This is a genomic window from Microbacterium canaveralium, from assembly GCF_047238045.1.
GTDB lineage: Bacteria > Actinomycetota > Actinomycetes > Actinomycetales > Microbacteriaceae > Microbacterium.
In genome coordinates, this window is sequence record NZ_JBDFMA010000003.1 from 395,149 (window position 1) to 418,514 (window position 23,366).

Here is a 23,366-nt window from a genome sequence, read left to right on the forward strand (position 1 = left end):
CGAAGACATCCCTCCGCCCGAAAGGAACCGCCATGCGTGGAGTCATCATGCACGCCGCCGGAGACGTGCGCGTCGAAGACCGGGACGACCCGACCATCCAGGAACCGACGGACGCCATCATCCGTCTCGCCGCGTCGTGCATCTGCGGCTCCGACCTGTGGCCGTACCGCGGGTCCGACAAGGTGGATGCCACACCCATGGGCCACGAGTACGTCGGGGTCGTCACCGAGATCGGCGACGCGGTGAAGAACGTGAAGGTCGGCGACTTCGTCGTCGGTTCGTTCATGGCATCCGACAACACGTGCGAGATCTGCCAGGCCGGATACCAGTCGCGCTGCGTGCACGTCGTGCCCATGGGGCGCGTGGGGACGCAGGCCGAGTTCGCCCGGATCCCGCTCGCCGACGGCACGCTCGTCGCGACCCCGGGCCAGCCCGACGACGACCTGATCCCGTCGCTTCTCGCCGCCTCGGACGTGCTGGGCACCGGGTGGTTCGCCGCGGTGGCGGCCGAGGTCGGTCCCGGCAAGACGGTGGCCGTCGTCGGTGACGGAGCGGTCGGGCTGCTCGGCATCCTGGCCGCGAAGCAGCTCGGCGCCGAGCGCATCATCGCGATGTCGCGCCACGCCGACCGGCAGGAGCTCGCGCGACGCTTCGGTGCGACCGACATCGTCGAGGAGCGCGGCGACGAGGGCATCGCGAAGGTCAAGGAGCTCACCGGCGGGCTCGGCGCGCACTCGGTGATCGAGGCCGTCGGCACTCAGCAGTCGATGGAGCAGGCGATCCGCTCCACCCGCGCCGGCGGGCACATCGGTTTCGTCGGGGTCTCGCACGACGTCACGCTCGAGGGACAGGAGCTGTTCCGTTCGGCCGTGCACCTCCACGGCGGGCCCGCGCCCGTGCGGCGTTTCCTCCCCGACCTCATCCAGCTCATCTGGGACCGCGAGATCGACCCGGGCGCGGTGTTCGACCTGACCCTCCCGCTCGAGGAAGCCGCGGAGGGCTACCGCGCGATGGACGAACGCCGCGCCACCAAGGTGCTGCTGACGATCCCATGAGCCCCTCGACGACACGCCGTACGGGACTCGCGGCCGGCCTCACCCTGGCACTGGCCGCCCTGGCCGGGTGCACGGGCGAGCGGGAGACGGATGCCATGCCTCCGTCCTCTTCCCCACCCGCGCCGCCGGTGATCAGCTCGTCGCCGTCGGTTCCGCCGCCCGCGTTCGTCGTGCCCGCCGGGGAGCCGGAGGTCGTGGCATCCGGATTCACCACGCCGTGGTCGGTGGCGTTCGTCGGCGAGGCGGCGCTGGTGAGCCAGCGCGACACGGGGGAGATCCTCGAGATCGTCGGGGACGGCACCCGTGTCGTGGGGGAGGCTCCCGACGTCGCCCCGCGCGGCGAGGGCGGGCTCCTCGGCATCGCCCACGCCGACGGCTACCTCTACGCTTACGCGACGACCGCCGACGGCAACCAGGTGATGCGGTTCCCGCTCGACGGCGCGCCGGGGTCGTTCGCGTTGGGCACCGCAGAGACGGTGGTCGACGGCATCCCCTCGGCCAGCACGCACAACGGCGGCCGGATCGCCTTCGGACCCGACGGCATGCTCTACATCACCGCGGGCGACGCCGCCGAGCCCGCGCGCGCCCAGGATCCGGAGTCGCTCGGTGGCAAGATCCTGCGCGTCACCCCCGAGGGCGAGGTGCCCGCCGACAACCCGTTCCCCGGTTCGCCGGTGTGGAGCCTCGGTCATCGCAACCCGCAGGGGATCGGGTGGGACACGGCGGGAACGATGTTCGCCTCCGAGTTCGGCCAGAACACGTGGGACGAGCTCAACGTCATCGAACCCGGCGCGAACTACGGCTGGCCGGAGGTCGAGGGCCTCGGCGACGACGACCGTTTCGTGAACCCCGTGCAGCAGTGGGCGCCCGCGGATGCCAGCCCCAGCGGCCTCGCGGTCGTCGACGGCTCGGTGGTCGTCGCGAACCTGCGCGGCCAGCGGGTGCGGGTCGTTCCGACGGCCGACCCGGCCAGCGCGCGGGAGTTCTTCGCGGGCCAGTACGGCCGGATCCGCGACGTGGTCGTCGCCCCCGATGACACCCTGTGGATCGTCACGAGCAACACCGATCGCGGTGGCGGCGACGACGACGCGATCCTGCGCGTCCCGCTGAGAACGGGCTGATCAGGGCGTGAGCACCGTCACACCGGCTTCCGCCAGCGCTGCCGCGAGGTCGGGCGAGGGCGGAGCGTCGGTGATGAGGTAGTCCGCCTTCTCGAGCGCCGCGACCTGGGCGAAGAGTCGCCGGTCGAGCTTCGTGGAGTCGGCGAGGATCGCGGTGCGGTCGGCGCGCTGGATCATCTCGCTCATCATCGTCGCGTCGCCGAGGTTGCTGGTCGAGAAGCCCGAGGCATCCACCGCTCCGACGGCGATGAGCGCGTAATCGCAGCGGATGTCGACGTCGGCGCCGCGCGCGCCGGCGGCGAGCGTCACCGGTCCGGTCGTGGCCTGCGTGATCGTGCGCACGGCGCCGCCGAAGATGAAGAGGTCGCGGAAGACCTGCGGAGAGATCTCGGCGGGAATGCGCAGGTTGTTCGTCGCGATCGTCAGGTTGCGGTGGTTGCGCAGCGCGCGCGCGACAGCGAGCGTCGTCGTTCCGGCATTGAGCATCACGACCGAGCCGTCTTCGATGAGGTCGGCCGCCAGCGCGGCGATCTTCTCCTTCTCGGCGGTCTGCATCTGCAGGCGCACGTCGAGACCGCGATCGCGCCCGGGAACCGACATCGCGCTCACCGCGCCGCCGTGCGTGCGGACGACGATCCCCTCGCGGTCGAGTTGGTCGAGATCGCGGCGGACGGTGTCGATCGAGACGCCGAAGTGCGAGGCGAGGTCGACGACGGTGACCTGGCCGGTCTCGGCGACGTACGCGGCGAGTTCGGCCTTCCGCCCCGCCGGCAGCCGCTTCTTGTTCTGAGTGGTTGTGCCCTCCATGCCGTCATCTCTAGCACAGAGCGGCAAACGGTTCGAGGAGATTCTGCCAGAATCGGCACGAAACAGCATTATTCTGCCGATGTGGCCGCGATGCGACGCTGCTCAGTGCCGCTATTGTCACGAATCTGCATCGTCGCCTTGCGCGCCGACGCACATACGCGCATACTCATGCTGAAAGAAGCAAGAACGCGCAGAACAGCGCGAAATGCAGCAGATCTCAATGAGGAGAAACGATGGACAACAGTGGGCGCGGGCGTCGGAACGCCATCAAGCTCGTCGGTGCCGCCGCAGCGGCCACGACCCTCCTGGCGATGGCGGGGTGCTCGTCGGACTCGGCGGCCCCGTCCGACGGCGGTGACGTCACGATCGAATTCGCCCAGTGGTGGGAGCCCGAGCTGCCCGACGGCCAGTTCCGTGCGCTCATGGACACCTTCGAGCAGGAGAACCCGGGCATCAAGGTCGACCTGGTCAGCGGGCCGTACGCCTCGACCAAGGAGCAGCTCTTCGCGGGCGCCGCCTCCGGGACCATGCCCGACGTCGTCGGTCTCGACGGCGCGTGGGTCAGCGACTTCGCGAAGCAGGGCGTCATCGCCGACCTGTCGCAGCTGATGAGCGACGCCGGTTTCGACGACAGCCAGCTCGCGAGCCAGATCAAGGTCGACGGCAGCACGTACATGATCCCCGTCGTCAACTTCGTGTACCCGATGTTCACCAACGACGCGATCCTCGCCCAGGCCGGCGTCAACACGCCCCCGTCGACGCGTACCGAGTTCGCCGACGCGGCCAAGAAGATCAAGGCGCTCGGCGGCGAGGCTTCCGGGTGGGTGCTCCCGCTCTCGCTCGAGGCCCCGAACGGCGTGCAGAACGACGTCATGTCGTGGGTGTGGGCGTCGGGCGGATCGATGCTCAAAGACGGCAAGCCCGACCTGACCAACGCGGACGTCACCTCGGCCGCCGACTACGTCCAGCAGCTGTGGAACGACGGGGTGATCGCCCCCGGATCCTTCACGATGAAGGAGCAGGACAAGGTCGAGGAGTTCACGAACGGCCGCGTCGGCATGATGATCGACTCGCTCGCCCACATCAACCTCATCCGCGAGTCGAACCCCGACCTGACTTTCTCGATCTCCGCGATCCCCGCCGAGGACGGCTTCACCGGCGAGCGCGGCATCCCCTACGCCTCGTGGGGCATCGGCGTCGCCGAGAACTCCGAGCACAAGGACGCGGCCTTCAAGCTGGTGCAGTTCCTCATGGGCAAGGACGTCAACTCGGAGCTCTCGACGATGGCCAAGGCCTTCCCCGGCAACACCGAGTCCGTGCCCACGTTCGTCGAAGACGACGAGCTGTTCAAGAAGGCGTTCGAGATCTACAAGGCCGGTTACCCCGCCAACGAGTTCACGGGTCTGCCCGTCGCCGAAGACCTCATGCGCCAGTTCGGCGAGCAGTTCCAATCCGCCCTGGACGGCCAGCAGTCGATGAAGGACGCGCTGCAGAAGGCCCAGGACGAATGGACGGCGAAGTTCTGACCCGACACTGACAGGGGATGCCGCACTGCCGCACCGGGCGGTGCGGCATCCCCGCCAGGAAGGCCGCACACCATGACCATGCGCACCCTCACTCCCCCCGATACCGAGCTGATCGTCACCGGCCGCCCCGCGTCCCGGCGCACGCGCCAGCTCCGCAAGGCATCCGAGGCCTATGCCTTCCTGTCCCCGACGCTGATCCTGCTGTTCGTCCTGATGATCGTGCCGATCGTCATGGTCATCGGGTACTCGTTCCAGGACAACGTCATCACCAACAAGAACCCCGAGTTCGTCGGGCTCGACAACTACATCACCGTCCTCACGGACGCGGGCTTCTGGAAGGCCACCGGCAACACGCTCTTCTTCACGCTCACGAGCGTCGCCGCCCACCTCGTCCTCGGTCTGTCCTTCGCCCTCTTGCTGAACAGCCGCCTCATCGGCGCGGTGCCCCGGGCCATCTTCCGCGGACTCTACGTGCTGCCCTGGCTCTTCACCGTGGCCGTCATCGCGGTGCTGTGGCGCATGCTCCTGTCGCCGAACGGCATCGTCAACTTCCTCTTGAACACCAACATCGAGTGGCTCGCGTCGCCGCAGCTCGCGCTGGGCACCGTCACCTTCATCAACATCTGGGCGGGCTACCCGTTCTTCATGGTGAGCCTGCTCGCGGGTCTCCAGGGCATCCCGACCGACCTCTACGAAGCCGCCACGGTCGACGGCGCGAGCCCCGTGCAGCGCTTCTGGAACGTCACCATCCCGCAGTTGCGACCCATCATCGTCAGCCTCCTGCTGCTCGACCTCATCTGGACCTCGCAGCAGTTCGCCCTCATCTGGCTCACGACGGGCGGCGGTCCGATCGACGTCACCGAGATGCTCAGCACCTACACCTACAAGCTCGCGTTTGCCACGTACGACTTCTCGACGGCAGCCACGTCGGCGGTGCTCGTGCTGGCGATGTCCATGATCATCGCGGTCCTCTACGTCCGCCACCAGAAGGCGAGGGACTGACATGGCCCTGACCACCACGGCGCGCACCCGCGTCGCCAAGACCGGAGTGCTGATCGGACTGGTGCTGGGCGCCGTCTTCGCGGCCGGCCCCGTCCTGTGGATGCTCTCCAGCTCGTTCAAGTCGAACACCCAGATCTTCGAGCTGCCGCCGCGCCTGATCACCGAGACGTTCTCGTTCGACGCCTACGTGAAGATCTTCACGACCCCGGAGACGGTGCGCTTCTTCATCAACAGTTACGTCGTCGCGGGCGCGGTGACGGTCCTGACGCTCCTCGTGGCGATCCAAGCGGCGTACGCGTTCAGCCGGTTCGACTTCCGCGGCAAGCGGATCGTCAACGTCATCATCGTCAGCGTCCAGGCGGTGCCGCCGATCACGCTGCTGATCCCGTACTTCGGTCTGATGGTGACGCTGAAGCTCTACAACACCTACCCGGGCCTGATCCTCACCTACATGGTGTTCACGCTGCCCTACGCGATCATCATGATGACCGGCTACTTCAACACGCTCCCGAAGGAGCTCGACGAGGCGGTCCGCGTCGACGGCGCCGGTTCGTTCACCGCGCTCTGGCGGGTGTTGGTGCCCATCTCGATCCCCGGCATCGTCTCGGTTGGCATCTACACGTTCATGATCGCGTGGAACGAGTTCCTCTTCGCGTTGACCCTCACGCGCACCATCGACATGCGCACGGTGCCGATCGGCATCCAGCTGCTGATGGGCCAGCACTCCTACGAGTGGAACCAGATCATGGCGATGAGCATCCTCGGCTCGATCCCGGTCCTCGTTCTCTTCCTGTTCTTCCAGCGCTTCTTCATCAGCGGCCTCACGGCCGGCTCGGTGAAGAGCTGACTCTCGACCACCACCCCCGACAAGGAGAAATCCGTGCTCTACACCGGCAAGTCCATCCTCGACGTGGCGAACGCCCACAGCTTCGCCATCCCGGCCTTCAACATCTCCGACTGGGCGATGTTCACCGGGATCATGGACATCAGCGAAGAGAAGTCCGCCCCGGTCATCATCGCCATCCACCCCGACGAGGTCTCTCACATCACGACCGACCTCATCCCGGCGATGCACGCCCGCGCGCACCGGTCGAGCGTGCCCGTCGCGATCCACTGGGACCACGGCGGCTCGTACGAGCAGATGATCACCGCCATCCACTCCGGCTTCACGTCGGTCATGATCGACGCCTCGCTCGAGCCGTTCGAGCAGAATGTCGCGATCACCCGCAAGGTCGTCGAGGCAGCGCACGCGGCCGGCATCCAGGTGGAGGGCGAGCTCGGCACGATCGGCGCGAACGACAGCTACGGCGAGTCGGGTGCGGCCGAGATCATCTACACCAACGTCGATGACGCCGTGCGTTTCGTCGAGCAGACCGGCGTCGACAGCCTGGCGATCGCCATCGGCACCTCGCACGGCTTGTACCCCTCCGACAAGAACCCGGAGCTGCGTCACGACCTGCTCGAGCAGATCAAGGCGGCCGTCGGCATCCCCCTCGTCCTCCACGGCGGATCCAGCAACCCCGATGCCGAACTCGCGCGGGCCGTGTCGCTCGGCATCAACAAGATCAACATCTCCAGCGACATCAAGGTCGCCTACCACGACCGGATGCGCGAGGTGCTCGGCACCGACCGGCGCCTGCGCGAGCCCAACGCGATCCAGCCCGAGCCGATCGCGGCGATGAAGGTGACCGCGGCCGAGAAGATCGACCTGTTCGGCGCCGCCGGCAAGGCCGACCTGTACTGATCGGAGATGATCGGCGTCATGGCAGAAGACCTCGTCCTCGGACTCGGCGGCACCGTCGACTACGAGATCCGCTGGGATGCCGAGGTGCTCACCGCCCTCGCGGGGGAGCACGGCATCCGCCGCGACGAGCTCGTCACCACGGCGCCGATCGTCGATGAGCGCACGCTCGTCGCGACGGTGCTCGCCTTCCTCGCCACCGGTGGGGGAGGCGAGCGCTTCGTCTCGAGCTCGGAGATCATCGAGATCTTCGCCGCCCGGTTCGACACGGCCGTGACACTCGGCGGAACCGGCGTGCGCGCGGGCATCGCCCTCGACCGGATCGGTGTCCCCACGGTGCAGCACCTCGTCAGCATCGACGACACCGTCCGGCGGCTGCTTCCCCGCTCGATGCGCGTCGTCTCGTCGGCCACGCGCGACACCCTCGATCCGCACCTCATCGTCCAGTACCCCGAGGGAACGTCGGTGACCCTCGCCGACGGGACGGTGACGGCACCGGCGTCGAATCGCCTGATCTTCGCCAACGACGCCCCCAACCGCGAGATGGCGATCGCCGACGGCCTCGGCGACGCGCTCGCCGGGGCAGCGGCATTCCTCGTGTCGGGATTCAACACGATGCAGGATGCCGCCCTGCTCGAGCGGCGTCTCGACGACCTGGCCGCGGCGATGCGCCGTCTCCCGCGGGAGGCGATGGTCTACTACGAGGACGCGGGGTTCTACGACCGCTCGTTCGCCGCGATCGTCCGGCGGCGGCTCCTCGACCGCATCGACGTGTACGGCATGAACGAGGACGAACTGCAGGAGTACCTGGACCGCCCGGTCGACCTGCTCGCGCCGGACGACGTCGTCGCAGCGCTCACCGAGGTGCACGCGCTCATCCCGGTGCCCGCGCTCGTGGTCCACACCAAGTACTGGGCGCTCGCCGTGGGGCCCGAAGCCCACCGCCATCGCGCGGGGCTCGTGAGCGCGGTGCGCACGGCCGCGACCCGCTACCGCGTCGGCGACGCGTGCACGATCGCCGACCTCGACGACACCGCGGCGCTGCCGCGCCATCCGGGCGGAACCGCCGTCGTCGCCGCGGTGGAGGAACGGATGCCGTCCGCCGGCGTCGCCGCGCACGTCGTCGACGTCGCGCACCCGACGACGATCGGCCTCGGCGACACGTTCGTCGGCGGATTCCTCGCGGCGGTGCCCGCGGCCGTCCGTGCTGCCGCGACGCGTGCGCAGGACCGCGTCCCGCGCTGAACGCCGGGCGGGGTCAGCGCCGCGACACGTACGCGCGCCACAGGAGGCGCGCGTGACGCACCTTGGCGCGCTCGACGCCGTCCTGGTCGTGCCGCACGGCGCTGATCCACTCCGCGATGCGGCTGGACGCGGCATCCAGGACCATGCGCACGTCGGCGTGCCGCGCGGGTGGCACTCTCGCTTCGGCCGCGGACAGTCGGCCCCGCGCCGCGAGGTCGTCGTCGAGGTGGTGACGCACGAGGCGGGCGACGCCGACGGCGTGACCGTTGACGATCGAGTGGGCCGCGCCCTCGATCTCCCACCGTCGGACGTCGCGCGCCCGCGCCACGAGGCGGGAATGCAGCCGTCGGGGCGAGGGCCGGTCGAATTCGCCGCGGATGAGCAGGAGTCGGGCGTCGACGTGCCGGATGCGGTCGGAGATCCGGTAGCGGAGCATGTGGGGCAGCACTTCGGCGAAGTAGAGGAACCCGCACAGGAGGTACGCCGACACGGCCATCACCGCGATGTGCAGGGACTCGCGCGCCGTGGACTGCACGAAGCGCACCGCTTGCACGAACGCTGACGCCTCGTCCTCGTCGACCACGGGGCTCACGAGGACGGCGTGCGACAGATCGTCGCGCCGGGCGAGCACCTCCACCACGACCTGCGTTCCCATGGAGTGGCCGACGAGCACGGGGTTCTCCAGGCGGTAGTGGGCGATCACGCCCTCGACCTGGTCGGCGAAGAACCGCGCGGTCGGCTCGTCGCCGGATGCCGGCATCCCGGCGAACCCGGGAAGGTCGAGCGCGTACACGTCGCCGTGCTCCGCCAGCAGCGGCGCGAGGAACTCGAAGTAGCTCGCCGCCACACCGATGCCGGCGACGAGCACGAACGCCCGCCCACGGGCACCGGTCGACACGATCGTGACTCGGGTCTGGGCGCTCCCGCGCCGGACCGTCTGGACATCGACGTCGGCGGGGCGGGTCTCGTCGGCCATCCGTCCAGGATGCCGCACTCCGGATGGGAGGCTGTCAATCCCGGTTCCCGCCTCGGGTCGCCGACCTAGCCTGGCGCCATGACCGATGCTCCCCGTGACCACGAAGAAGAAACCCTCGGCGCAACGCACGACGCACAGAACCCGGCGGAGAAGGACCCGTCCGACTGGGTGACCGGCGACGAGCCGATGACCGCGCCGCAGCGCAGCTACATCGACACCCTCGCCCGCGAGGCCGGTGAGGAGATCACCGCTGATCTGACCAAGGCGGAGGCCTCGGAGCAGATCGAACGCCTGCAGCAGGAGACCGGCCGCTCCAACGGCTGATCCGATCCCGCTCCGTCGCTCAGGCGGAGCGGGATTACTCTGTCCGGGCGCTCAGCCGCTCCATGTGCTGCTTCTCGGCGCGGGCGACCTCGTCGAGGAAATCGGCGATGACCCGCCGTTCCGCCGCTCCCAGCCGGGAGGCCGCCTCGGCCACCGACGACCGGCGCACCGCGAGCAGGTGCCGGGCGGGCGACGCGTCGTCGATGGTGGCGCGCACGACGATCGAGCGGCGGTCGCCGGGGAACGGGACTCGTTCCACCCACCCGGCGTCGGCGAGGCGGTCGATGAGAGCCGTCGTCGCGGCGGAGGAGATGCCGAGCATCTCCGCCAGGAGCCGCGGGGTCACGGGTTCATCGCCGTCCTCACGGGCGAGGAGGAAGCGGAGGACCTTGGCGTCGTTCGGGCCGATGCCCAGGGAATGCAGGGCGGCGCGCTCGGAGGCGGCGCCGGATTCGGACAGGTCGCTGACGGCCTTCACCACATCGTCTTCCGTGGTCATGTGTTCGTCACCCCCTGATCGGGATAGTTCATCTTTCTCGTATCTCGCACACCCATCAAGTAGCGAAACGATATATTTACCATCGTAGCTGTCGACCGTGCCCGGTGGCAGGGGCTCCGCGGTGTCCGTCTGACGTAAGATGCCGAGGTGGAGAACGGCTCGCAGGTGTCGCGCTATTGGTACGGTGCGACCGAAGAAGACCGCCGTCGCCGCGCCGTCGAAGTGCTCCAGGCATTCCGGGTCTATCGGGCGGCGGAGGTCGCGATGCGGCGTCGCACCCGCGAGTCCATGTCGATGGGCGAGAACGAGTTGCTCGTCCTTCGCTACCTGCTGCGGGCCACCGGCCAGGGTCGCCAGGTCTCACCGAGTGAAGTGACCCGCTACCTGGGGGTTTCCACCGCTTCGACGACCGCGATCATCGATCGCCTCGAGAAGTCTGGGCACGTCACACGCGTCCCGCACCCCACCGACCGTCGCAGCATCCACATCGTGGCCACGGCCGCCAGCGACGCCGAAGTCCGAGCGACGCTCGGCTCAATGCACTCCCGCATGATGGCCGCCGTCATCGACATGACGCCCGAGGAATGCGCCGTCGTCATCGCGTGCCTGAGCAGATTGCAGGATGCCGTCGACCAGGTCGACCCCCATCCGGAGCTGCCTGTCGACGCCGACGCGGCCCTCTGATCGGCGATCTACATACCGCGTAAGTAACTAGGAAGCCTAGTTGAATTCTGAGTATTAGGAATCGTCCGCGCTCCGTGAAACCATGACGTCTATGGACGAGAACACGATCGAGGCGCGCATCCCCGCGGCCGGCATCGACGCCGTCCAGACGGTGGACGGTGTGGCCGTGGCATCCCTCCAGTCGGTCGTCTCACGACTGCGTCTGGATTACCCCGGTGAGGACCCCGTGCACATCGAGACCGTCGTCCTGCGCGAGTGGGAGGCGTTCTCGGCGGGTCGGCCTCTCGTGATCCCGACGGCCGTCGAAGAGGGCGCGCGCGAGATCCTGGATCAGCGGATCGCTTGAGTCAGCCGTCCGTGGCGTCGCCGGCCGGATCGGGGACGATCAGCAGCCCGCCGGACGAGTTGGCCGAGTTTGCCAGAGCCTCGACCCACGCGCGACTCAACAGCGCGGGCTCCGGGTCGTCGAAGACGAAGCGCAGCGGAATCGAGGGGTGCAGCCACACCGTGCTGCGTCCCACCTCCTGACCCGGGCCATGCGTCCACGAAAGCGTGAAGCTCTCGCCGCGGCGGAGTTTGGTCGCGATGACGACCTTGACGTGGGCGAGCGCGCGATCCTCGATCTCGATCGGCGTCGCGGCGTCGCCGTAGTAGAGCGTTCCCACGAGAGAACCGTAACGCCGTGGGGGTATCGCGAAATGGGGGCTTGATTCGGCACCGGGTGCCGTGCCATTCGCGCGGCGGCGGGTCTCGGATAGGCTCGTCGTCATGGGCCGATTCATCTACGACACCGTCGCGAACGCCGTCGACATCGATGACCGCACGCTGGCGCACCTCCGCATCGTCGTGATGAACAAGCTCCGACGCTCCGAGTCGTTCATGTTCGACGTCGAGGTGGGCGACGGCAGCGGCCGGCGCAGCTTCTGGATGCACCCGTCGGTGCCGATCCAGTTCCACTTCTACGGCAGCCGTCAGCCGCGCATCAACCGGGTGTGGGTCGAAGACCTGATGCTCGCCGCATCGGGCCCGAACGGTCTCGCGATCACGCCGGAGCCGTCGGAGGACACCCTCGTCGAAGAGGGCTGACCTCAGCGCTTCGGCGCGTCTTCAGCGGGTGCGATGTCCTCGGGGACGAGCATGATCCCGCCGGAGGAGTTGGCCGATTCGGCCAGTCGCTCGATCCATTCGCGGCTGAGCTTCGTCGGCTCCGCGTCGTCGAAGACGAACCGCAACGGAATGGCCGGGTGCAGCCACAGGGTGCTTCGGCCCCGCGGCTGGTTCTCGGGGTGCTGCCACGACAGCGTGAAGCTCTCGCCGCGACGGAGCTTCGTCGAGATGACGACCTTGAGATGCGCCAGCGCGCGGTCCTCGATGTGGACGGCCGTCCCGCCCCCGCCGTAGAAGATCGTGCCCATGGCATCCACGATACCGGGGTGCCTCGGCATGACTACGCGGCGGCCGCCGGGGTGTCAAGGCCACCCGTTGCGCGCGGCGGCTCTGGAATCGTGGTGACATCCACGGAAGGATCCCCGTGATGGACTCCCGCTTTCCCCTGACTCCCGAACCCGCCGGCGATGCTGACCTCCCCGAGGTCTTCGATCAGCTCACGGGGATCGATGTGGTGGACGGCGAGCTGATCCCGCGCGCCACCCCGATGGGCGAGTGAGCTCCCAGGGCCCTCGTAGGCGTCACCGCTAGCGTCGGTGTCATGTCCGACCCGCTGGACGATCAGCAGATCACGGTGTCCGGAGCGTCGTTGCGCGCGATGCGCGACGAGTTCCAACGCTTCCTCATGGAATACCGGTTCGGTCTCGCCGAGGTCGAGACCAAGATCTCCATCCTCCGCGAGGAGTTCCAGGAGATGCACGACTACAACCCGATCGAACACGTGTCGAGCCGGGTCAAGTCACCCGACAGTCTCGTCGACAAGGTCCGTCGCAAGGGGATCGAGACCGACTTCGACTCGATCCGGAGCGCGATCACCGACATCGCCGGCATCCGCATCACGTGCAGCTTCGTCGACGACGCGTACCGTCTGTCGAATCTGCTGACCCAGCAGGACGACATCACGGTCCGCGATGTGAAGGACTACATCGCGCGTCCCAAGGCGAACGGATACAAGAGCCTGCACGTGATCGTCGAGGTGCCCGTGTTCCTCTCGACCGGTCGTGTCGACGTGCCCGTCGAGGTGCAGTTCCGGACGATCGCGATGGACTTCTGGGCGAGCCTGGAGCACAAGATCTACTACAAGTACGACCGGCTCGTTCCCGACGACCTGCTGGCGGAATTGAAGGATGCCGCCGACACGGCCGCCGAACTCGACGCTCGCATGGAGCGACTCCACCGCCAGATCCGTGGCCCCCGCCCCGGGGTGGTCTCGCTCTGACCCGACGGGTCACAATGGGGGGATGAGTGATGCGGCGGCCCTCCTCGACGCGGCGGCCGCCGATCTCCTCGCGCTTCCCCCGGCACAGTTCACCGCGGCGCGCAACGCGCGCGCCGAAGAGGTCGGCGGCACGGTGGGCCGGCAGATCGGGAAGGTGCGCAAGCCGACGGTCGCGGCGTGGGCGGTCAACCTGCTCGTCCGCGACGGACAGCTCGGTGAAGCCGTCGAGCTGTCGCAGGCACTGCGCGAGGCGCAGGACGACGCGGATGCCGCGGAGATGACGCGCCTCGGACGGCAGCGCCGTCAGCTGGTCGCCGCGCTGGCCCGGCGCGCCGCCGACCTCGCCGCCGAGGCGGGCGCACCCCTGAGCGCGTCGATGCGCGACGCGGTGGAGAAGACGGTCAACGCCGCGATCATCGACCCCCACGCCGCCGCGATGATCCTGACCGGGCGGCTCGTGGCATCCATCGATCTCGCCGATGATTCGGACCCGCGTGTGGCCGTGGCCGGTTCCGTGCCGGAAGGTGCGGCCGTCGCCGAGGCCCCCGCGCGGGATGACCTGGAGCAGCGCCGGGCGCGCAAAGCGGCCGAGCGCGCCGTGCGCGAAGCGGAGCGTGGGCGGTCGGACGCCGATCGGGCGCTGGTGGGGGCGACGTCGCGCGAGGCGACGGCGCGCGAGCGGGCCGACCGCATCCGCGAGAGGCTCGCGTCGCTGCGCGCCGAGATCGCGCGCGTGGAGAAGGACGTGGAAGCGGCGGAGGCGGCTCTCGACGCGGCCGAGGACGAGACCGCCGCGGCGCGCGCCACGGCGGCCACCGCGGCCCGCGACCTCGACCGCGCCCGCTCCGCGCTCGACGGGGGAGCGACGTCGTGAGCGCCGACCGTCTCGCCGAGCTCGTCGCCGCCGCGCGTCTCCGGCTCGTCGACGCACCGCAAGAGCGCATCGGCGAGCTGCAGGAGGGACGACGCCTGCTCGGCATCCCGCGCGCTCCTCGCATCGTGGACCGCGGTCGCGCGTGGCACCTGGGCACGCTGCTCCTCACCGCCGACGCGGTGCTCGCCACCGGGGACATCGTGCGGTCGCGCGCCGAAGTGCGCCGGGGCTTCGCGGCGGAATCGCAGCGCCGTCGCGCCGAGCTCGCCGCCGCCGCCCACCGCGGAGGCGTGCCCGAGGGGGAGACGGTGCATATCGGGTGGCATCCGGTCGATCCGCTCGCACTCGACGAGCGGACCGCGCCGGTCGCCCTCCGCGACGGCGAGCCGATGGTGCGCTGGAGCGCGCGGGGCGGTTACGTCCCGCTCGCCCGCTATCTGGACGAACGCGTCGATCTGCTGGTCCACCCGCCCGAGCGCGCATAGTGCGCGACAGGGGTGCTGTCAACGACGATGCGCCCGGCGGTCGAACGTAACTTCGCTGGTCTATCGTGAGCGACGTGCAGCAGGTATGGCCAGGATCCAGTTATCCCCTCGGGGCCACGTATGACGGCAATGGGACGAATTTCGCCCTGTTCAGTGAGGGGGCCGAGCGCGTCGAGCTCTGCCTCTTCGACGCGGACGGGACGGAGACGTGCGTCGACCTCGTCGACGTCGACGCGTTCGTCTGGCACGCGTACCTGCCGAACATCCAGCCGGGGCAGCGGTACGGCTACCGCGTCCACGGCTCCTACGACCCCGCGAACGGCCAGCGCTTCAATTCGAGCAAGCTCTTGCTCGACCCGTACGCCAAGGCCGTCGAGGGGCAGATCGACTGGGGCCAGCCCGTCTTCAGCTACGAGTTCGGCGACCCGGACTCGTTCAACGACGAGGACTCCGCCGCGCACATGATGAAGGGCGTGGTCATCAACCCGTTCTTCGACTGGACCGGCGATCGCCACCCCAAGACCCCCTACGCCGAGAGCTTCATCTACGAAGCGCACGTCAAGGGCCTCACCCAGCTGCACCCCGACGTTCCCGAGGAGCTGCGCGGCACGTACGCCGGCATCGCGCACCCCGCGATCATCGATCACCTCCGCAAGCTCGGCGTGACGGCGATCGAGCTCATGCCCGTGCACCAGTTCGTCAACGACTCCACGCTCGAGGACAAGGGCCTGTCGAACTACTGGGGCTACAACACCATCGCGTTCCTCGCCCCGCAGAACACCTACTCCTCGACCGGCGACCACGGCCAGCAGGTGCAGGAGTTCAAGGCCATGGTGAAGGCGCTGCACGCGGCGGGCATCGAGGTCATTCTCGACGTGGTCTACAACCACACCGCCGAGGGCAACCACCTGGGCCCCACCCTGTCGATGCGCGGCATCGACAACGAGGCGTACTACCGCCTCGAGGACGACGACAAGCGGTACTACACCGACTACACCGGCACCGGCAACAGCCTCAACGTCGGCAACCCGCACGCGCTGCAGCTCATCATGGACTCGCTGCGCTACTGGGTGCTCGACATGCACGTGGACGGCTTCCGGTTCGACCTGGCATCCACGCTCGCCCGCGAGTTCTACGACGTCGACCGCCTCTCCACCTTCTTCGAGCTCGTGCAGCAGGACCCGGTGGTCTCGCAGGTGAAGCTCATCGCCGAGCCGTGGGACGTCGGCCCCGGCGGGTATCAGGTCGGCAACTTCCCGCCCCAGTGGACGGAGTGGAACGGCAAGTACCGCGACACCGTTCGCGACTTCTGGCGCGGAGAGCCTCAGGCCCTCGGCGAGTTCGCTTCGCGACTGACCGGCTCGGCCGATCTGTACGAGCACTCGGGTCGTCGGCCCGTGGCATCCATCAACTTCGTCACCGCGCACGACGGTTTCACGCTGCGCGACCTCGTGTCCTACAACGAGAAGCACAACGACGCCAACGGCGAGGACAACAACGACGGCGAATCGCACAACCGCTCCAGCAACATGGGCGTGGAAGGTCCGACCGACGATCCCGAAGTGCTGACGCGTCGGGCGCAGCAGCAGCGCAACTTCATCGCGACCCTGCTGCTCAGCCAGGGCGTGCCGATGCTGCTGCACGGCGACGAGCTGGGCCGCACGCAGGGCGGTAACAACAACGGCTACGCGCAGGACAACGAGATCACGTGGGTGGACTGGTCGAGCATCGACCACCCGCTCGTGGAGTTCACCGCGGCCCTTGCGCGCCTCCGCAAGGAGCACCCCACCTTCCGCCGCAGCCGGTTCTTCGACGGCCGCCCCGTGAAGATGGAGGAGGGTGACAACATCCCCGACGTGGTGTGGCTGCGCCCCGACGGCACCCTGATGCAGCCCGAGGACTGGGACTCCGGCTTCGGTCGTGCGGTCGGCGTGTTCCTCAACGGGCAGGGCATCCGCGAGCGCGACCGCCGCGGCGAGACGATCAGCGACGACCACTTCCTCGTGCTGTTCAACGCCGGCGACGAGCCCGTGGACTTCCACGTGCCCGACATCCAGTACTCGCCCGAGTGGGACGTGTACGTCGACACCGCGGGCGAGCGCGCGAACACCGAGCCGATCGCTCCCGGTGAGGCTCTCAAGCTCGAGCCCAAGTCGCTCATCGTGCTGCGCGAGCACCACCTGCCCGAGCCCGAGATCGACCACACCGTCGCCGCGTCGCTCACCGCGCAGATCGCCATCACCGCCACCGACGACCTGCCCGGGCAGGCACCCAAACCGGAGCTCTGATCCAGAATGCGGCATCCGCTTTCGACCTACCGCCTGCAGATCCGCGAATCCTTCCCCCTCGACACCGCCGCCGAGGTCACGGGCTATCTCCGTGACCTCGGGGTGTCGTGGGCGTACCTGTCGCCGCTGCTGGAGGCCACGCCCGGGTCCGACCACGGATACGACGTCGTGGACGTCACGCGGATCGACCCGGCGCGCGGTGGGGCTGTCGGCCTGGCGCGATTCGCGGAGGCTGCCCGGGCCGACGGGCTCGGCATCCTGATCGACATCGTCCCGAACCACATGGGCGTCGCAGAGCCCCGGACGAACGCCTGGTGGTGGGACGTGCTCCGGCAGGGTCGCGCGTCGGTGCACGCCGATGCGTTCGACATCGACTGGCAGTTCGGCGACGGCAAGGTGCGCGTGCCGGTGCTCGGTGCCGACCTCGCCGAGGTGATCGGCGAGATCTCGTACGACCCGACGCCCGCCTCCGACGCCCCCGACGGACTCATCCGGTATTACGACCACGTGTTCCCGGTCGCACCGGGAACGGGGACGGATGCCGCGGCCGCGGGGTCGCGCGAGGCGGTCCAGGCTCTGCTCGCGGCGCAGAACTTCGAGTTGCGCTTCTGGCAGGACGAGGCCGCAGACCTGAACTACCGCCGCTTCTTCGCCGTCACGACCCTCGCGGGCGTGCGGGTCGAGCGACCCGAGGTGTTCGACGCCACGCACGCCGAGATCCTGCGCTGGGTGCGCGAGGGTCTCGCCGACGGCCTGCGCGTCGATCACCCGGACGGGCTCGTCGACCCCGGCGGGTACCTCGACAGGCTCGCGGGAGCACTTCGGGAGGCGGGTGGGGATGACGCCGGGTACGTGCTCGTGGAGAAGATCCTCGAGCACGGCGAGGCCTTGCCCTCGTGGTGGAAGACCGCCGGGACCACCGGCTACGACGCCCTCGCCGAAATCGACCGCGTTCTCACCGACCCCGCGGGGGAGGCGGCCCTGGATGCCGTCGACGCGCGGTTGCGCACCGACACGGGCCTCGCGTCCCTCACGGGCTGGCACGACCTCATCCACGACACCAAGCGGCGCATCGCCGACACGATCCAGGTCTCCGAGATCCGGCGCATCGTGCGCGGGCTCCCCGCGTCGATCCGCGCGGAGTTCGAGGCCGAGACGCTGCAGGACGCGCTCGCCGAGGTGCTCGCGTGCTTCCCCGTGTACCGCTCCTACCTGCCCGCCGGCCGCGCGCACCTCGATGCCGCCGTCGGTGAGGCGGAGGTCCGTCGTCCCGAGCTGGGCGATGTGCTCGAGGCGCTCGTCCCCGCACTGACGGACACCTCGCTCGAGATCGCGTGGCGCTTCCAGCAGACGACGGGCCCCGTGATGGCCAAGGGCGTCGAGGACACCGCGTTCTACCGCTTCACGCGCCTGGGCTCGCTCACCGAGGTGGGCGGCGACCCGGGCCAGTTCGCGCTCGACGTCGACGGCTTCCACACCGCACAGGCGGGGCGGCAGGCGTCCTGGCCCACCGCGATGACCACACTGTCGACGCACGACACCAAGCGCGGCGAGGACACCCGCGCCCGCATCGCCGTGCTCGCCGAGATCCCCGAGCGCTGGGCCGAGGTCCTGACGGAGTTCCGCGGCATCGCCTCGACCGGGCACGGTCCGTTCGACGCGCTGCTGTGGCAGGCGATCGTCGGGGCGTGGCCGGGATCGGCATCCACTCGTTCCGGACTCGCGGAGTTCCGCGAGCGGCTCCACGCGTACGCCGAGAAGGCGGCGCGCGAGGCGTCCGAGGTCACCGGCTGGTGGGAGCAGGACGAGGCGTTCGAGGAGCGGATGCACGCCGTCGTCGACGCGGCCACCGGCCCCGCGGCGGAGCGCGTGCGCGCGTTCGTCGACGAGATCGCCGCCGACGGCTGGTCGAACGGCCTCTCCGCCAAGCTGCTGCAGATCACCGGACCCGGCGTGCCCGACGTGTACCAGGGCTCGGAGCTGTGGGAGCAGTCGCTCGTCGACCCCGACAACCGCCGCCCGATCGACTTCGCCGAGCGGGCGCGTTTGCTGGCCGAGATCGACGCCGACGGCGCCGAGACCCCGACCCTCGACGAGAGCGGCCGCGCGAAGCTCCTCGTGACCTCTCGCGCGCTGCGCGTGCGGCGGGACTGCCCCGAGCGGTACTCGCTCTACCGTCCGCTCGAGGCGGCGGGTGCGGCATCCGGTCACGTCATCGCCTTCGATCGCGGCGGCGTCTCCGCGGTCGCGACGCGACTGCCGCGGGGCCTGCGCGCGGCGGGCGGCTGGCGCGACACGGTGCTGCTGCGCCCCGACGTCCCCGCGGTCGACGTGCTAACGGGTCGGCGGTTCCCCGGCGGTCCCGTGCTGCTCTCGGACCTGCTTCAGGACCTTCCGGTGGCGCTCCTCGTGGACGAGCCCGCCTGCCCGTGAGGTTCCGTCAGGCGTCAGAACAAAGGGAGGGATGCCATGGGCATCGAACTGTGGGCACCCAAGGCTGACCGGGTGCGGCTGCGTCGCCTCGACGAGAGCGGCGAGAACGTCGTCGAAGACGTCGAGGCCTCCGCCGGAGCGGGCGGCTGGTGGAGCGCCGACGCGCGCCTGGCCGACGGCGAGCGGTACGGCTTCGTCCTCGGCGACGGCGACGACCTGCGCCCCGACCCGCGGTCCCGGCGCCAGCCGGCCGGTGTCCACGAGGCCTCCGCGTGGTTCGATCCGTGCACCTTCACCTGGACGGATGCCGCCTGGACCGGGCGACAGCTCGCCGGCGGTCTCATCTACGAGCTCCACCTCGGCACGTTCACGCCCGAGGGGACCCTGGATGCCGCGATCGGACGCCTCGACCACCTCGTCGACCTCGGCGTCACCCACGTGGAACTGCTCCCGGTCAACGGGTTCAACGGCGTCTGGAACTGGGGTTACGACGGCGTGCTCTGGTACACGGTGCACGAGGCGTACGGCGGCCCCGCCGCCTACCAGCGGTTCGTCGACGCCGCGCACGCCGCGGGACTCGCCGTCGTCCAGGACGTGGTCTACAACCACCTCGGACCCTCGGGGAACTACCTGCCCGAGTTCGGCCCGTACCTTCGCGAGGGCAGCCGCAACACGTGGGGCGACTCGATCAACCTCGACGAGGACGCCGTGCGCGCCTACATCGTGGAGAACGCCCTGATGTGGATGCGCGACTACCACGTCGACGGTCTTCGATTGGATGCCGTGCATGCGCTGCTCGACCATCGCCCGGTGCACGTGCTGCGCGAGATCGCCGAGCGCACCGACGCCCTGTCGGCGCACCGCGGCATTCCGCTCACCACGATCGCCGAGTCCGACATGAACGACCCGAAGCTGATCCTGCCGCGCGAGGCCGGCGGGTACGGGCTCGCGGCGCAGTGGTCGGACGACTGGCACCACACGGCGCACGTCGCGCTCACGGGCGAGACGATCGGCTACTACGAGGACTTCGCGGTGCTCGAGGCGTTCGAAAAGGTGTCGAAGGGCGGCTTCTTCCACGACGGCACGTACTCGTCCTTCCGGGGGGAGAAGCACGGCCATCCGATCCCCGCCGAGGTGCCGAACTGGCGCCTCGTGACGTTCGCGCAGGACCACGACCAGATCGGCAACCGTGCCGCGGGAGACCGGCTCTCGCAGACGCTGGCGTTCGACCGCCTCGCCGCGGCCGCCGTGCTGACGCTCACCGCGCCGGGCACCCCGATGCTGTTCATGGGGGAGGAGTGGGGAGCGACGACGCCCTGGCAGTTCTTCACCTCGCACCCCGAGCCCGAGCTCGGCGAGGCGACGGCGAAGGGCCGTGTCGCCGAGTTCGAGAAGATGGGCTGGGACGAGTCGGTCGTCCCCGACCCTCAGGACCCCGAGACCTTCCACCGGTCGAAGCTCGACTGGACGGAACCGGAGGGCGACGGCCACGCCGAGCTGCTCGGGCTGTACCGAGAGCTGGCGAAGCTCCGTCGCGCGCGCCCGGAGCTCACGGATCCGTCTCGCCAGGGGCTGTCCGCGCGCACGACCGAGGCCCACGGGGGCCGCGTCCACGAGCTGCGCCGCGGCGACCTCGTCGTCGTCGTGAACCTCTCGGATGCCGAGGTCTCGGTGCCCGTAGCATCCGGAGCCGGTGTTCTGCTCGCCACCGTGGACGGAGTCGTCCTGGATGCCGGGTCGCTGACCGTCCCGGCCGGAGGCAGCGCGATCGCTGCCCCCGCGCTCTGACGTCCCTCGTCCCACTTATGGCGGTGCGTGTCCCACTTCTTGTGGGTTCAGCGCCTCTGAAGCAGCCATAAGTGGGACGAGGTCTGTGTGGGACCTGTCAGGCGGGTCAGTCGATCGAGGGGCGGATCAGGCGCAGGCCCGAAACGGCGGCGGGCGGAAGCAGCACGACGAGCGCGACGACGATCGCCGTAATCGCGATGGGCGTGCTCGTCGGCGAACCCGTGAGGCGCTCCACAGCCAGCCAGCTGAGCCCCCACGCGAGCGCGAGGGCGGGAGCCACGCGCCACTCGCTGCGCCACGCGAGGGCGAGACCGATGAGGGCCACGACCACGAGGACGGCGACACCGATCGCGGAGGCCGCGTTCTCCCACGACGGCGGCACCACCGTCGTCAGCCACGCGGCCGTGTTGGCGACGGTCGCGAGCGTCACCCAGCCGAGGTGGAGACCGGTGACCCCGTCGATGAGCACGGAGTCGACCGCGCCGCCGCGAGGGTCGCGGGTCGCGACGGCCGTCCGGAAGGCCCACCCCAGCGCCGCGAGCAGCAGCACGATCACAACGACGGTGAGGAACAGCGTGCCGAAACGCGCGGCGACCAACCACAGGCCGTTGAGCACCATGGTCACCGCGATCGGCCAGCCCATGGCGCGCTGACGCTCCGAGCCGCGCTGGCGGGGAAGCGCCTGCCAGACGGCGTAGGCGATGAGCCCGAGGTAGATGAGCGACCAGATCGAGAACGCCGGCCCCGCGGGAGCCAGGTAGGAACCGTCGGTGTCGAGGGCGCCGCCCTGCTGGCCTTCGACGGCGGTGTTGCCGAACGCTCCCGCGCCGATCACCGCGGCGATCAGCATGAACGACACCGCGGACAGGACGACGATCTGCCGCGCGAGGTCGGCGCCTCGGGCGGTCGTGGTGACGTGATCTTTCGCGCTCATGCCTAGAACACTAGAAAAGCTAGCCAGTTTCCGCACGCGCTTGACAGCGGTGGCCGCGCTTCGACGGCTCAGACGGCGAGGGCGCGCGCGGCGAAGGTCCGCAGCAGGAGGGTCGGCTGTTCCACGGACACGGTCCGCACGATCGCGGCGACCTCGTCGAAGGCATCCGCGTCGAAATACCCCGCGGCCCGGTAGACCGCCATCCGGGCGACGAACGCGTCGGCGGTGGGTTCGGGGTGGAACTGCGTCGCCCACAGCGAGACGCCGGCGCGGTAGGCCTGGACGGGACAGGCGTCGTTGCTCGCGAGCAGGGTCGCGCTCGGAGGAACGACCGCGGTCCCCTCCTTGTGCGCGGTGAGGGCCTCGAAACGCGTGCTCAGGATGCCGAACAGCTCATCGCTCGCGCCCTCGGCGGTGAGGGTGATCTCGGTCGGGCCCGTGCCCTCGGGGTGGTCGAGGGTCACGACGCCTCCGAGCAGGCGCGTCACCACGCCGATCCCGAAGCACGTGAACATCGTGCGTGTCCGCCCGTCGAGAGCCGCGGATGCCAGGGTCTCGAGGTCGCGCTCGAGGCGGAGTTGCACGTCGGTCTTGTCGGGATCGGTGACGTTGAAGGGACTCCCGCCGACGACGACTCCGGCGTAGCGCTCCAGATCGGCGGGGAGCGGTTCGCGGACCAGATCGTGGTGGACGAGGTCGTCGTCGTCGACGCCCAGCCCGTCGCGGAACGAGGCCCACTCGGCGACAGCCGCCTCGCGCTGCGGGCGCGCGCAAACGTAGAGCAGTCGACCGGTCATCCGAGGATTCTATTCGGGCGGCCCGAACCGCCCGCGACGGTGTGACGTCCCGCGACAATGGGGGTATGACCACCGCGACCCTGCTCGTCACCGATGTGGAGAACCTGGGGGAGGTCGTCGCCCTCCTGCGGGCTGCCGCCGCCGACCTGGACTACGGCCTCACCGTCCGCACGCTCGCCGGCGACGACGTCGACGAAACCGAGACGGCTGCCGCCGCGCGCCGCGACCGTGAGCGCAAGCGCCTCCCGATTCCGGTGCGCGTCGACCTCCACGCGCTGTCGGATGCCACGGTGGTCGACGCTGAGGCCGTGCTCCGGGGTGCTCGCGCCCGGGGGCTCCGCGGGGGAGCGACCGTCGACGAGGTGCGGAAGACGACCAAGCGCTGAGCGCGCCGCCCGCGG

At 69.4% G+C, this 23,366-nt stretch carries 26 protein-coding genes; 19 read left to right on the forward strand and 7 right to left on the reverse strand.

Annotated features, from left to right (window positions below; translation table 11 throughout):
- Positions 1-32: 32 nt before the first annotated feature.
- Both ABC271_RS02805 and ABC271_RS02810 read left to right on the forward strand, forming a co-directional pair.
- Positions 33-1,055 carry a zinc-dependent alcohol dehydrogenase family protein gene (locus ABC271_RS02805; RefSeq protein WP_412923397.1) on the forward strand — a complete coding sequence of 341 codons (1,023 nt, stop codon included), beginning with the start codon at positions 33-35 and terminating at the stop codon, positions 1,053-1,055.
- The gene (locus tag ABC271_RS02810; protein ID WP_412923398.1) at positions 1,052-2,176 is read left to right on the forward strand and encodes a PQQ-dependent sugar dehydrogenase; all 1,125 of its coding nucleotides are present in this window, start codon (positions 1,052-1,054) and stop codon (positions 2,174-2,176) included. Before ABC271_RS02805 ends, ABC271_RS02810 begins: the two co-directional genes overlap by 4 nt.
- Here the strand turns inward: ABC271_RS02810 and ABC271_RS02815 are convergent, their stop codons facing one another.
- Positions 2,177-2,983: a DeoR/GlpR family DNA-binding transcription regulator gene (locus ABC271_RS02815; RefSeq protein WP_412923399.1), complete on the reverse strand. Its 807-nt coding sequence runs from the start codon at positions 2,981-2,983 to the stop codon at positions 2,177-2,179.
- A gap of 233 nt (positions 2,984-3,216) precedes the next feature.
- Here ABC271_RS02815 and ABC271_RS02820 point away from each other — a divergent pair, with 233 nt between their 5' ends.
- The 5 genes from ABC271_RS02820 to ABC271_RS02840 all read left to right on the forward strand — a co-directional run bounded on the left by ABC271_RS02820 (position 3,217) and on the right by ABC271_RS02840 (position 8,497).
- Positions 3,217-4,509, forward strand: a complete 1,293-nt coding sequence (locus ABC271_RS02820; RefSeq protein WP_412923400.1) for an ABC transporter substrate-binding protein — start codon at positions 3,217-3,219, stop codon at positions 4,507-4,509.
- A gap of 72 nt (positions 4,510-4,581) precedes the next feature.
- Positions 4,582-5,511, forward strand: a complete 930-nt coding sequence (locus ABC271_RS02825) for a carbohydrate ABC transporter permease (RefSeq protein WP_412923401.1) — start codon at positions 4,582-4,584, stop codon at positions 5,509-5,511.
- Between the two features lies 1 nt (position 5,512).
- Positions 5,513-6,358: a carbohydrate ABC transporter permease gene (locus ABC271_RS02830; RefSeq protein WP_412923402.1), complete on the forward strand. Its 846-nt coding sequence runs from the start codon at positions 5,513-5,515 to the stop codon at positions 6,356-6,358.
- Between the two features lie 33 nt (positions 6,359-6,391).
- The gene (locus tag ABC271_RS02835) at positions 6,392-7,255 is read left to right on the forward strand and encodes a ketose-bisphosphate aldolase (RefSeq protein WP_076491598.1); all 864 of its coding nucleotides are present in this window, start codon (positions 6,392-6,394) and stop codon (positions 7,253-7,255) included.
- Between the two features lie 18 nt (positions 7,256-7,273).
- Positions 7,274-8,497 (forward strand): ADP-dependent glucokinase/phosphofructokinase, encoded by a 1,224-nt coding sequence (locus tag ABC271_RS02840; protein ID WP_412923403.1) that lies wholly within the window; start codon positions 7,274-7,276, stop codon positions 8,495-8,497.
- A gap of 13 nt (positions 8,498-8,510) precedes the next feature.
- Here the strand turns inward: ABC271_RS02840 and ABC271_RS02845 are convergent, their stop codons facing one another.
- Positions 8,511-9,473 (reverse strand): alpha/beta fold hydrolase, encoded by a 963-nt coding sequence (locus ABC271_RS02845; RefSeq protein WP_412923404.1) that lies wholly within the window; start codon positions 9,471-9,473, stop codon positions 8,511-8,513.
- A 78-nt stretch (positions 9,474-9,551) separates the two neighbouring features.
- Between ABC271_RS02845 and ABC271_RS02850 the strand changes: the two genes are divergently transcribed.
- The gene (locus tag ABC271_RS02850; RefSeq protein WP_412923405.1) at positions 9,552-9,797 is read left to right on the forward strand and encodes a DUF3072 domain-containing protein; all 246 of its coding nucleotides are present in this window, start codon (positions 9,552-9,554) and stop codon (positions 9,795-9,797) included.
- A 34-nt stretch (positions 9,798-9,831) separates the two neighbouring features.
- On the opposite strand, the gene ABC271_RS02855 is transcribed toward ABC271_RS02850, so the two are convergent.
- Positions 9,832-10,296 carry a MarR family winged helix-turn-helix transcriptional regulator gene (locus ABC271_RS02855; RefSeq protein ID WP_412923406.1) on the reverse strand — a complete coding sequence of 155 codons (465 nt, stop codon included), beginning with the start codon at positions 10,294-10,296 and terminating at the stop codon, positions 9,832-9,834.
- A 147-nt stretch (positions 10,297-10,443) separates the two neighbouring features.
- On the opposite strand from ABC271_RS02855, the gene ABC271_RS02860 reads away from it, so the two are divergent.
- Entirely contained in the window at positions 10,444-10,980 is a 537-nt protein-coding gene (locus tag ABC271_RS02860; RefSeq protein WP_412923407.1) for a MarR family winged helix-turn-helix transcriptional regulator, read from the forward strand.
- 91 nt (positions 10,981-11,071) lie between these two features.
- A complete protein-coding gene (locus ABC271_RS02865; protein ID WP_412923408.1) occupies positions 11,072-11,326 on the forward strand; it encodes a hypothetical protein in 255 nt (84 codons plus the stop codon).
- 1 nt (position 11,327) lies between these two features.
- On the opposite strand, the gene ABC271_RS02870 is transcribed toward ABC271_RS02865, so the two are convergent.
- Complete coding sequence (locus tag ABC271_RS02870) at positions 11,328-11,645, reverse strand: DUF7882 family protein (RefSeq protein WP_412923409.1); 318 nt, start codon at positions 11,643-11,645, stop codon at positions 11,328-11,330.
- Between the two features lie 103 nt (positions 11,646-11,748).
- Here ABC271_RS02870 and ABC271_RS02875 point away from each other — a divergent pair, with 103 nt between their 5' ends.
- Positions 11,749-12,066 carry a DUF7882 family protein gene (locus ABC271_RS02875; protein ID WP_022879211.1) on the forward strand — a complete coding sequence of 106 codons (318 nt, stop codon included), beginning with the start codon at positions 11,749-11,751 and terminating at the stop codon, positions 12,064-12,066.
- 2 nt (positions 12,067-12,068) lie between these two features.
- Here the strand turns inward: ABC271_RS02875 and ABC271_RS02880 are convergent, their stop codons facing one another.
- Complete coding sequence (locus tag ABC271_RS02880) at positions 12,069-12,395, reverse strand: DUF7882 family protein (RefSeq protein ID WP_412923410.1); 327 nt, start codon at positions 12,393-12,395, stop codon at positions 12,069-12,071.
- Positions 12,396-12,514: 119 nt separating this feature from the next.
- Here ABC271_RS02880 and ABC271_RS02885 point away from each other — a divergent pair, with 119 nt between their 5' ends.
- From ABC271_RS02885 to treZ, 7 genes are all read left to right on the forward strand, one after another.
- Entirely contained in the window at positions 12,515-12,646 is a 132-nt protein-coding gene (locus ABC271_RS02885) for a hypothetical protein (RefSeq protein WP_412923411.1), read from the forward strand.
- 42 nt (positions 12,647-12,688) lie between these two features.
- Positions 12,689-13,366: a GTP pyrophosphokinase gene (locus ABC271_RS02890; RefSeq protein WP_412923412.1), complete on the forward strand. Its 678-nt coding sequence runs from the start codon at positions 12,689-12,691 to the stop codon at positions 13,364-13,366.
- A 22-nt stretch (positions 13,367-13,388) separates the two neighbouring features.
- The gene (locus ABC271_RS02895) at positions 13,389-14,240 is read left to right on the forward strand and encodes a transposase (RefSeq protein ID WP_412923413.1); all 852 of its coding nucleotides are present in this window, start codon (positions 13,389-13,391) and stop codon (positions 14,238-14,240) included.
- Positions 14,237-14,725 carry a glutaminase gene (locus tag ABC271_RS02900; protein WP_412923414.1) on the forward strand — a complete coding sequence of 163 codons (489 nt, stop codon included), beginning with the start codon at positions 14,237-14,239 and terminating at the stop codon, positions 14,723-14,725. Before ABC271_RS02895 ends, ABC271_RS02900 begins: the two co-directional genes overlap by 4 nt.
- Positions 14,726-14,790: 65 nt before the next feature.
- Positions 14,791-17,013, forward strand: coding sequence for a glycogen debranching protein GlgX (gene glgX / locus ABC271_RS02905; protein ID WP_412923415.1), 2,223 nt, complete (start codon positions 14,791-14,793; stop codon positions 17,011-17,013).
- 6 nt (positions 17,014-17,019) lie between these two features.
- Positions 17,020-19,446, forward strand: coding sequence for a malto-oligosyltrehalose synthase (treY, locus tag ABC271_RS02910; RefSeq protein ID WP_412923416.1), 2,427 nt, complete (start codon positions 17,020-17,022; stop codon positions 19,444-19,446).
- Between the two features lie 36 nt (positions 19,447-19,482).
- Positions 19,483-21,234, forward strand: a complete 1,752-nt coding sequence (gene treZ, locus ABC271_RS02915) for a malto-oligosyltrehalose trehalohydrolase (protein WP_412923417.1) — start codon at positions 19,483-19,485, stop codon at positions 21,232-21,234.
- Positions 21,235-21,340: 106 nt separating this feature from the next.
- On the opposite strand, the gene ABC271_RS02920 is transcribed toward treZ, so the two are convergent.
- Entirely contained in the window at positions 21,341-22,168 is an 828-nt protein-coding gene (locus ABC271_RS02920) for a tryptophan-rich sensory protein (RefSeq protein WP_412923418.1), read from the reverse strand.
- A gap of 68 nt (positions 22,169-22,236) precedes the next feature.
- Complete coding sequence (locus ABC271_RS02925; RefSeq protein WP_412923419.1) at positions 22,237-22,965, reverse strand: type 1 glutamine amidotransferase family protein; 729 nt, start codon at positions 22,963-22,965, stop codon at positions 22,237-22,239.
- Positions 22,966-23,030: 65 nt separating this feature from the next.
- Here ABC271_RS02925 and ABC271_RS02930 point away from each other — a divergent pair, with 65 nt between their 5' ends.
- Positions 23,031-23,351, forward strand: coding sequence for a hypothetical protein (locus ABC271_RS02930; protein ID WP_412923420.1), 321 nt, complete (start codon positions 23,031-23,033; stop codon positions 23,349-23,351).
- Positions 23,352-23,366 lie beyond the last annotated feature (15 nt).

What these genes read in the sequence shown, in the direction of transcription:
- ABC271_RS02840 (WP_412923403.1), top strand. Translation starts at nt 7,274, where the DNA reads ATGGCAGAAGACCTCGTCCTCGGACTCGGCGGCACCGTCGACTACGAG.
- ABC271_RS02845 (WP_412923404.1), bottom strand. Translation starts at nt 9,473, where the DNA reads ATGGCCGACGAGACCCGCCCCGCCGACGTCGATGTCCAGACGGTCCGG.
- ABC271_RS02890 (WP_412923412.1), top strand. Translation starts at nt 12,689, where the DNA reads ATGTCCGACCCGCTGGACGATCAGCAGATCACGGTGTCCGGAGCGTCG.
- ABC271_RS02810 (WP_412923398.1), top strand. Translation starts at nt 1,052, where the DNA reads ATGAGCCCCTCGACGACACGCCGTACGGGACTCGCGGCCGGCCTCACC.
- ABC271_RS02925 (WP_412923419.1), bottom strand. Translation starts at nt 22,965, where the DNA reads ATGACCGGTCGACTGCTCTACGTTTGCGCGCGCCCGCAGCGCGAGGCG.
- ABC271_RS02830 (WP_412923402.1), top strand. Translation starts at nt 5,513, where the DNA reads ATGGCCCTGACCACCACGGCGCGCACCCGCGTCGCCAAGACCGGAGTG.
- ABC271_RS02815 (WP_412923399.1), bottom strand. Translation starts at nt 2,983, where the DNA reads ATGGAGGGCACAACCACTCAGAACAAGAAGCGGCTGCCGGCGGGGCGG.
- ABC271_RS02930 (WP_412923420.1), top strand. Translation starts at nt 23,031, where the DNA reads ATGACCACCGCGACCCTGCTCGTCACCGATGTGGAGAACCTGGGGGAG.
- ABC271_RS02805 (WP_412923397.1), top strand. Translation starts at nt 33, where the DNA reads ATGCGTGGAGTCATCATGCACGCCGCCGGAGACGTGCGCGTCGAAGAC.
- ABC271_RS02920 (WP_412923418.1), bottom strand. Translation starts at nt 22,168, where the DNA reads ATGAGCGCGAAAGATCACGTCACCACGACCGCCCGAGGCGCCGACCTC.
- ABC271_RS02825 (WP_412923401.1), top strand. Translation starts at nt 4,582, where the DNA reads ATGACCATGCGCACCCTCACTCCCCCCGATACCGAGCTGATCGTCACC.
- treY (WP_412923416.1), top strand. Translation starts at nt 17,020, where the DNA reads ATGCGGCATCCGCTTTCGACCTACCGCCTGCAGATCCGCGAATCCTTC.
- ABC271_RS02865 (WP_412923408.1), top strand. Translation starts at nt 11,072, where the DNA reads ATGGACGAGAACACGATCGAGGCGCGCATCCCCGCGGCCGGCATCGAC.
- ABC271_RS02850 (WP_412923405.1), top strand. Translation starts at nt 9,552, where the DNA reads ATGACCGATGCTCCCCGTGACCACGAAGAAGAAACCCTCGGCGCAACG.
- ABC271_RS02875 (WP_022879211.1), top strand. Translation starts at nt 11,749, where the DNA reads ATGGGCCGATTCATCTACGACACCGTCGCGAACGCCGTCGACATCGAT.
- ABC271_RS02855 (WP_412923406.1), bottom strand. Translation starts at nt 10,296, where the DNA reads ATGACCACGGAAGACGATGTGGTGAAGGCCGTCAGCGACCTGTCCGAA.
- treZ (WP_412923417.1), top strand. Translation starts at nt 19,483, where the DNA reads ATGGGCATCGAACTGTGGGCACCCAAGGCTGACCGGGTGCGGCTGCGT.
- ABC271_RS02895 (WP_412923413.1), top strand. Translation starts at nt 13,389, where the DNA reads ATGAGTGATGCGGCGGCCCTCCTCGACGCGGCGGCCGCCGATCTCCTC.
- ABC271_RS02880 (WP_412923410.1), bottom strand. Translation starts at nt 12,395, where the DNA reads ATGGGCACGATCTTCTACGGCGGGGGCGGGACGGCCGTCCACATCGAG.
- ABC271_RS02885 (WP_412923411.1), top strand. Translation starts at nt 12,515, where the DNA reads ATGGACTCCCGCTTTCCCCTGACTCCCGAACCCGCCGGCGATGCTGAC.
- ABC271_RS02820 (WP_412923400.1), top strand. Translation starts at nt 3,217, where the DNA reads ATGGACAACAGTGGGCGCGGGCGTCGGAACGCCATCAAGCTCGTCGGT.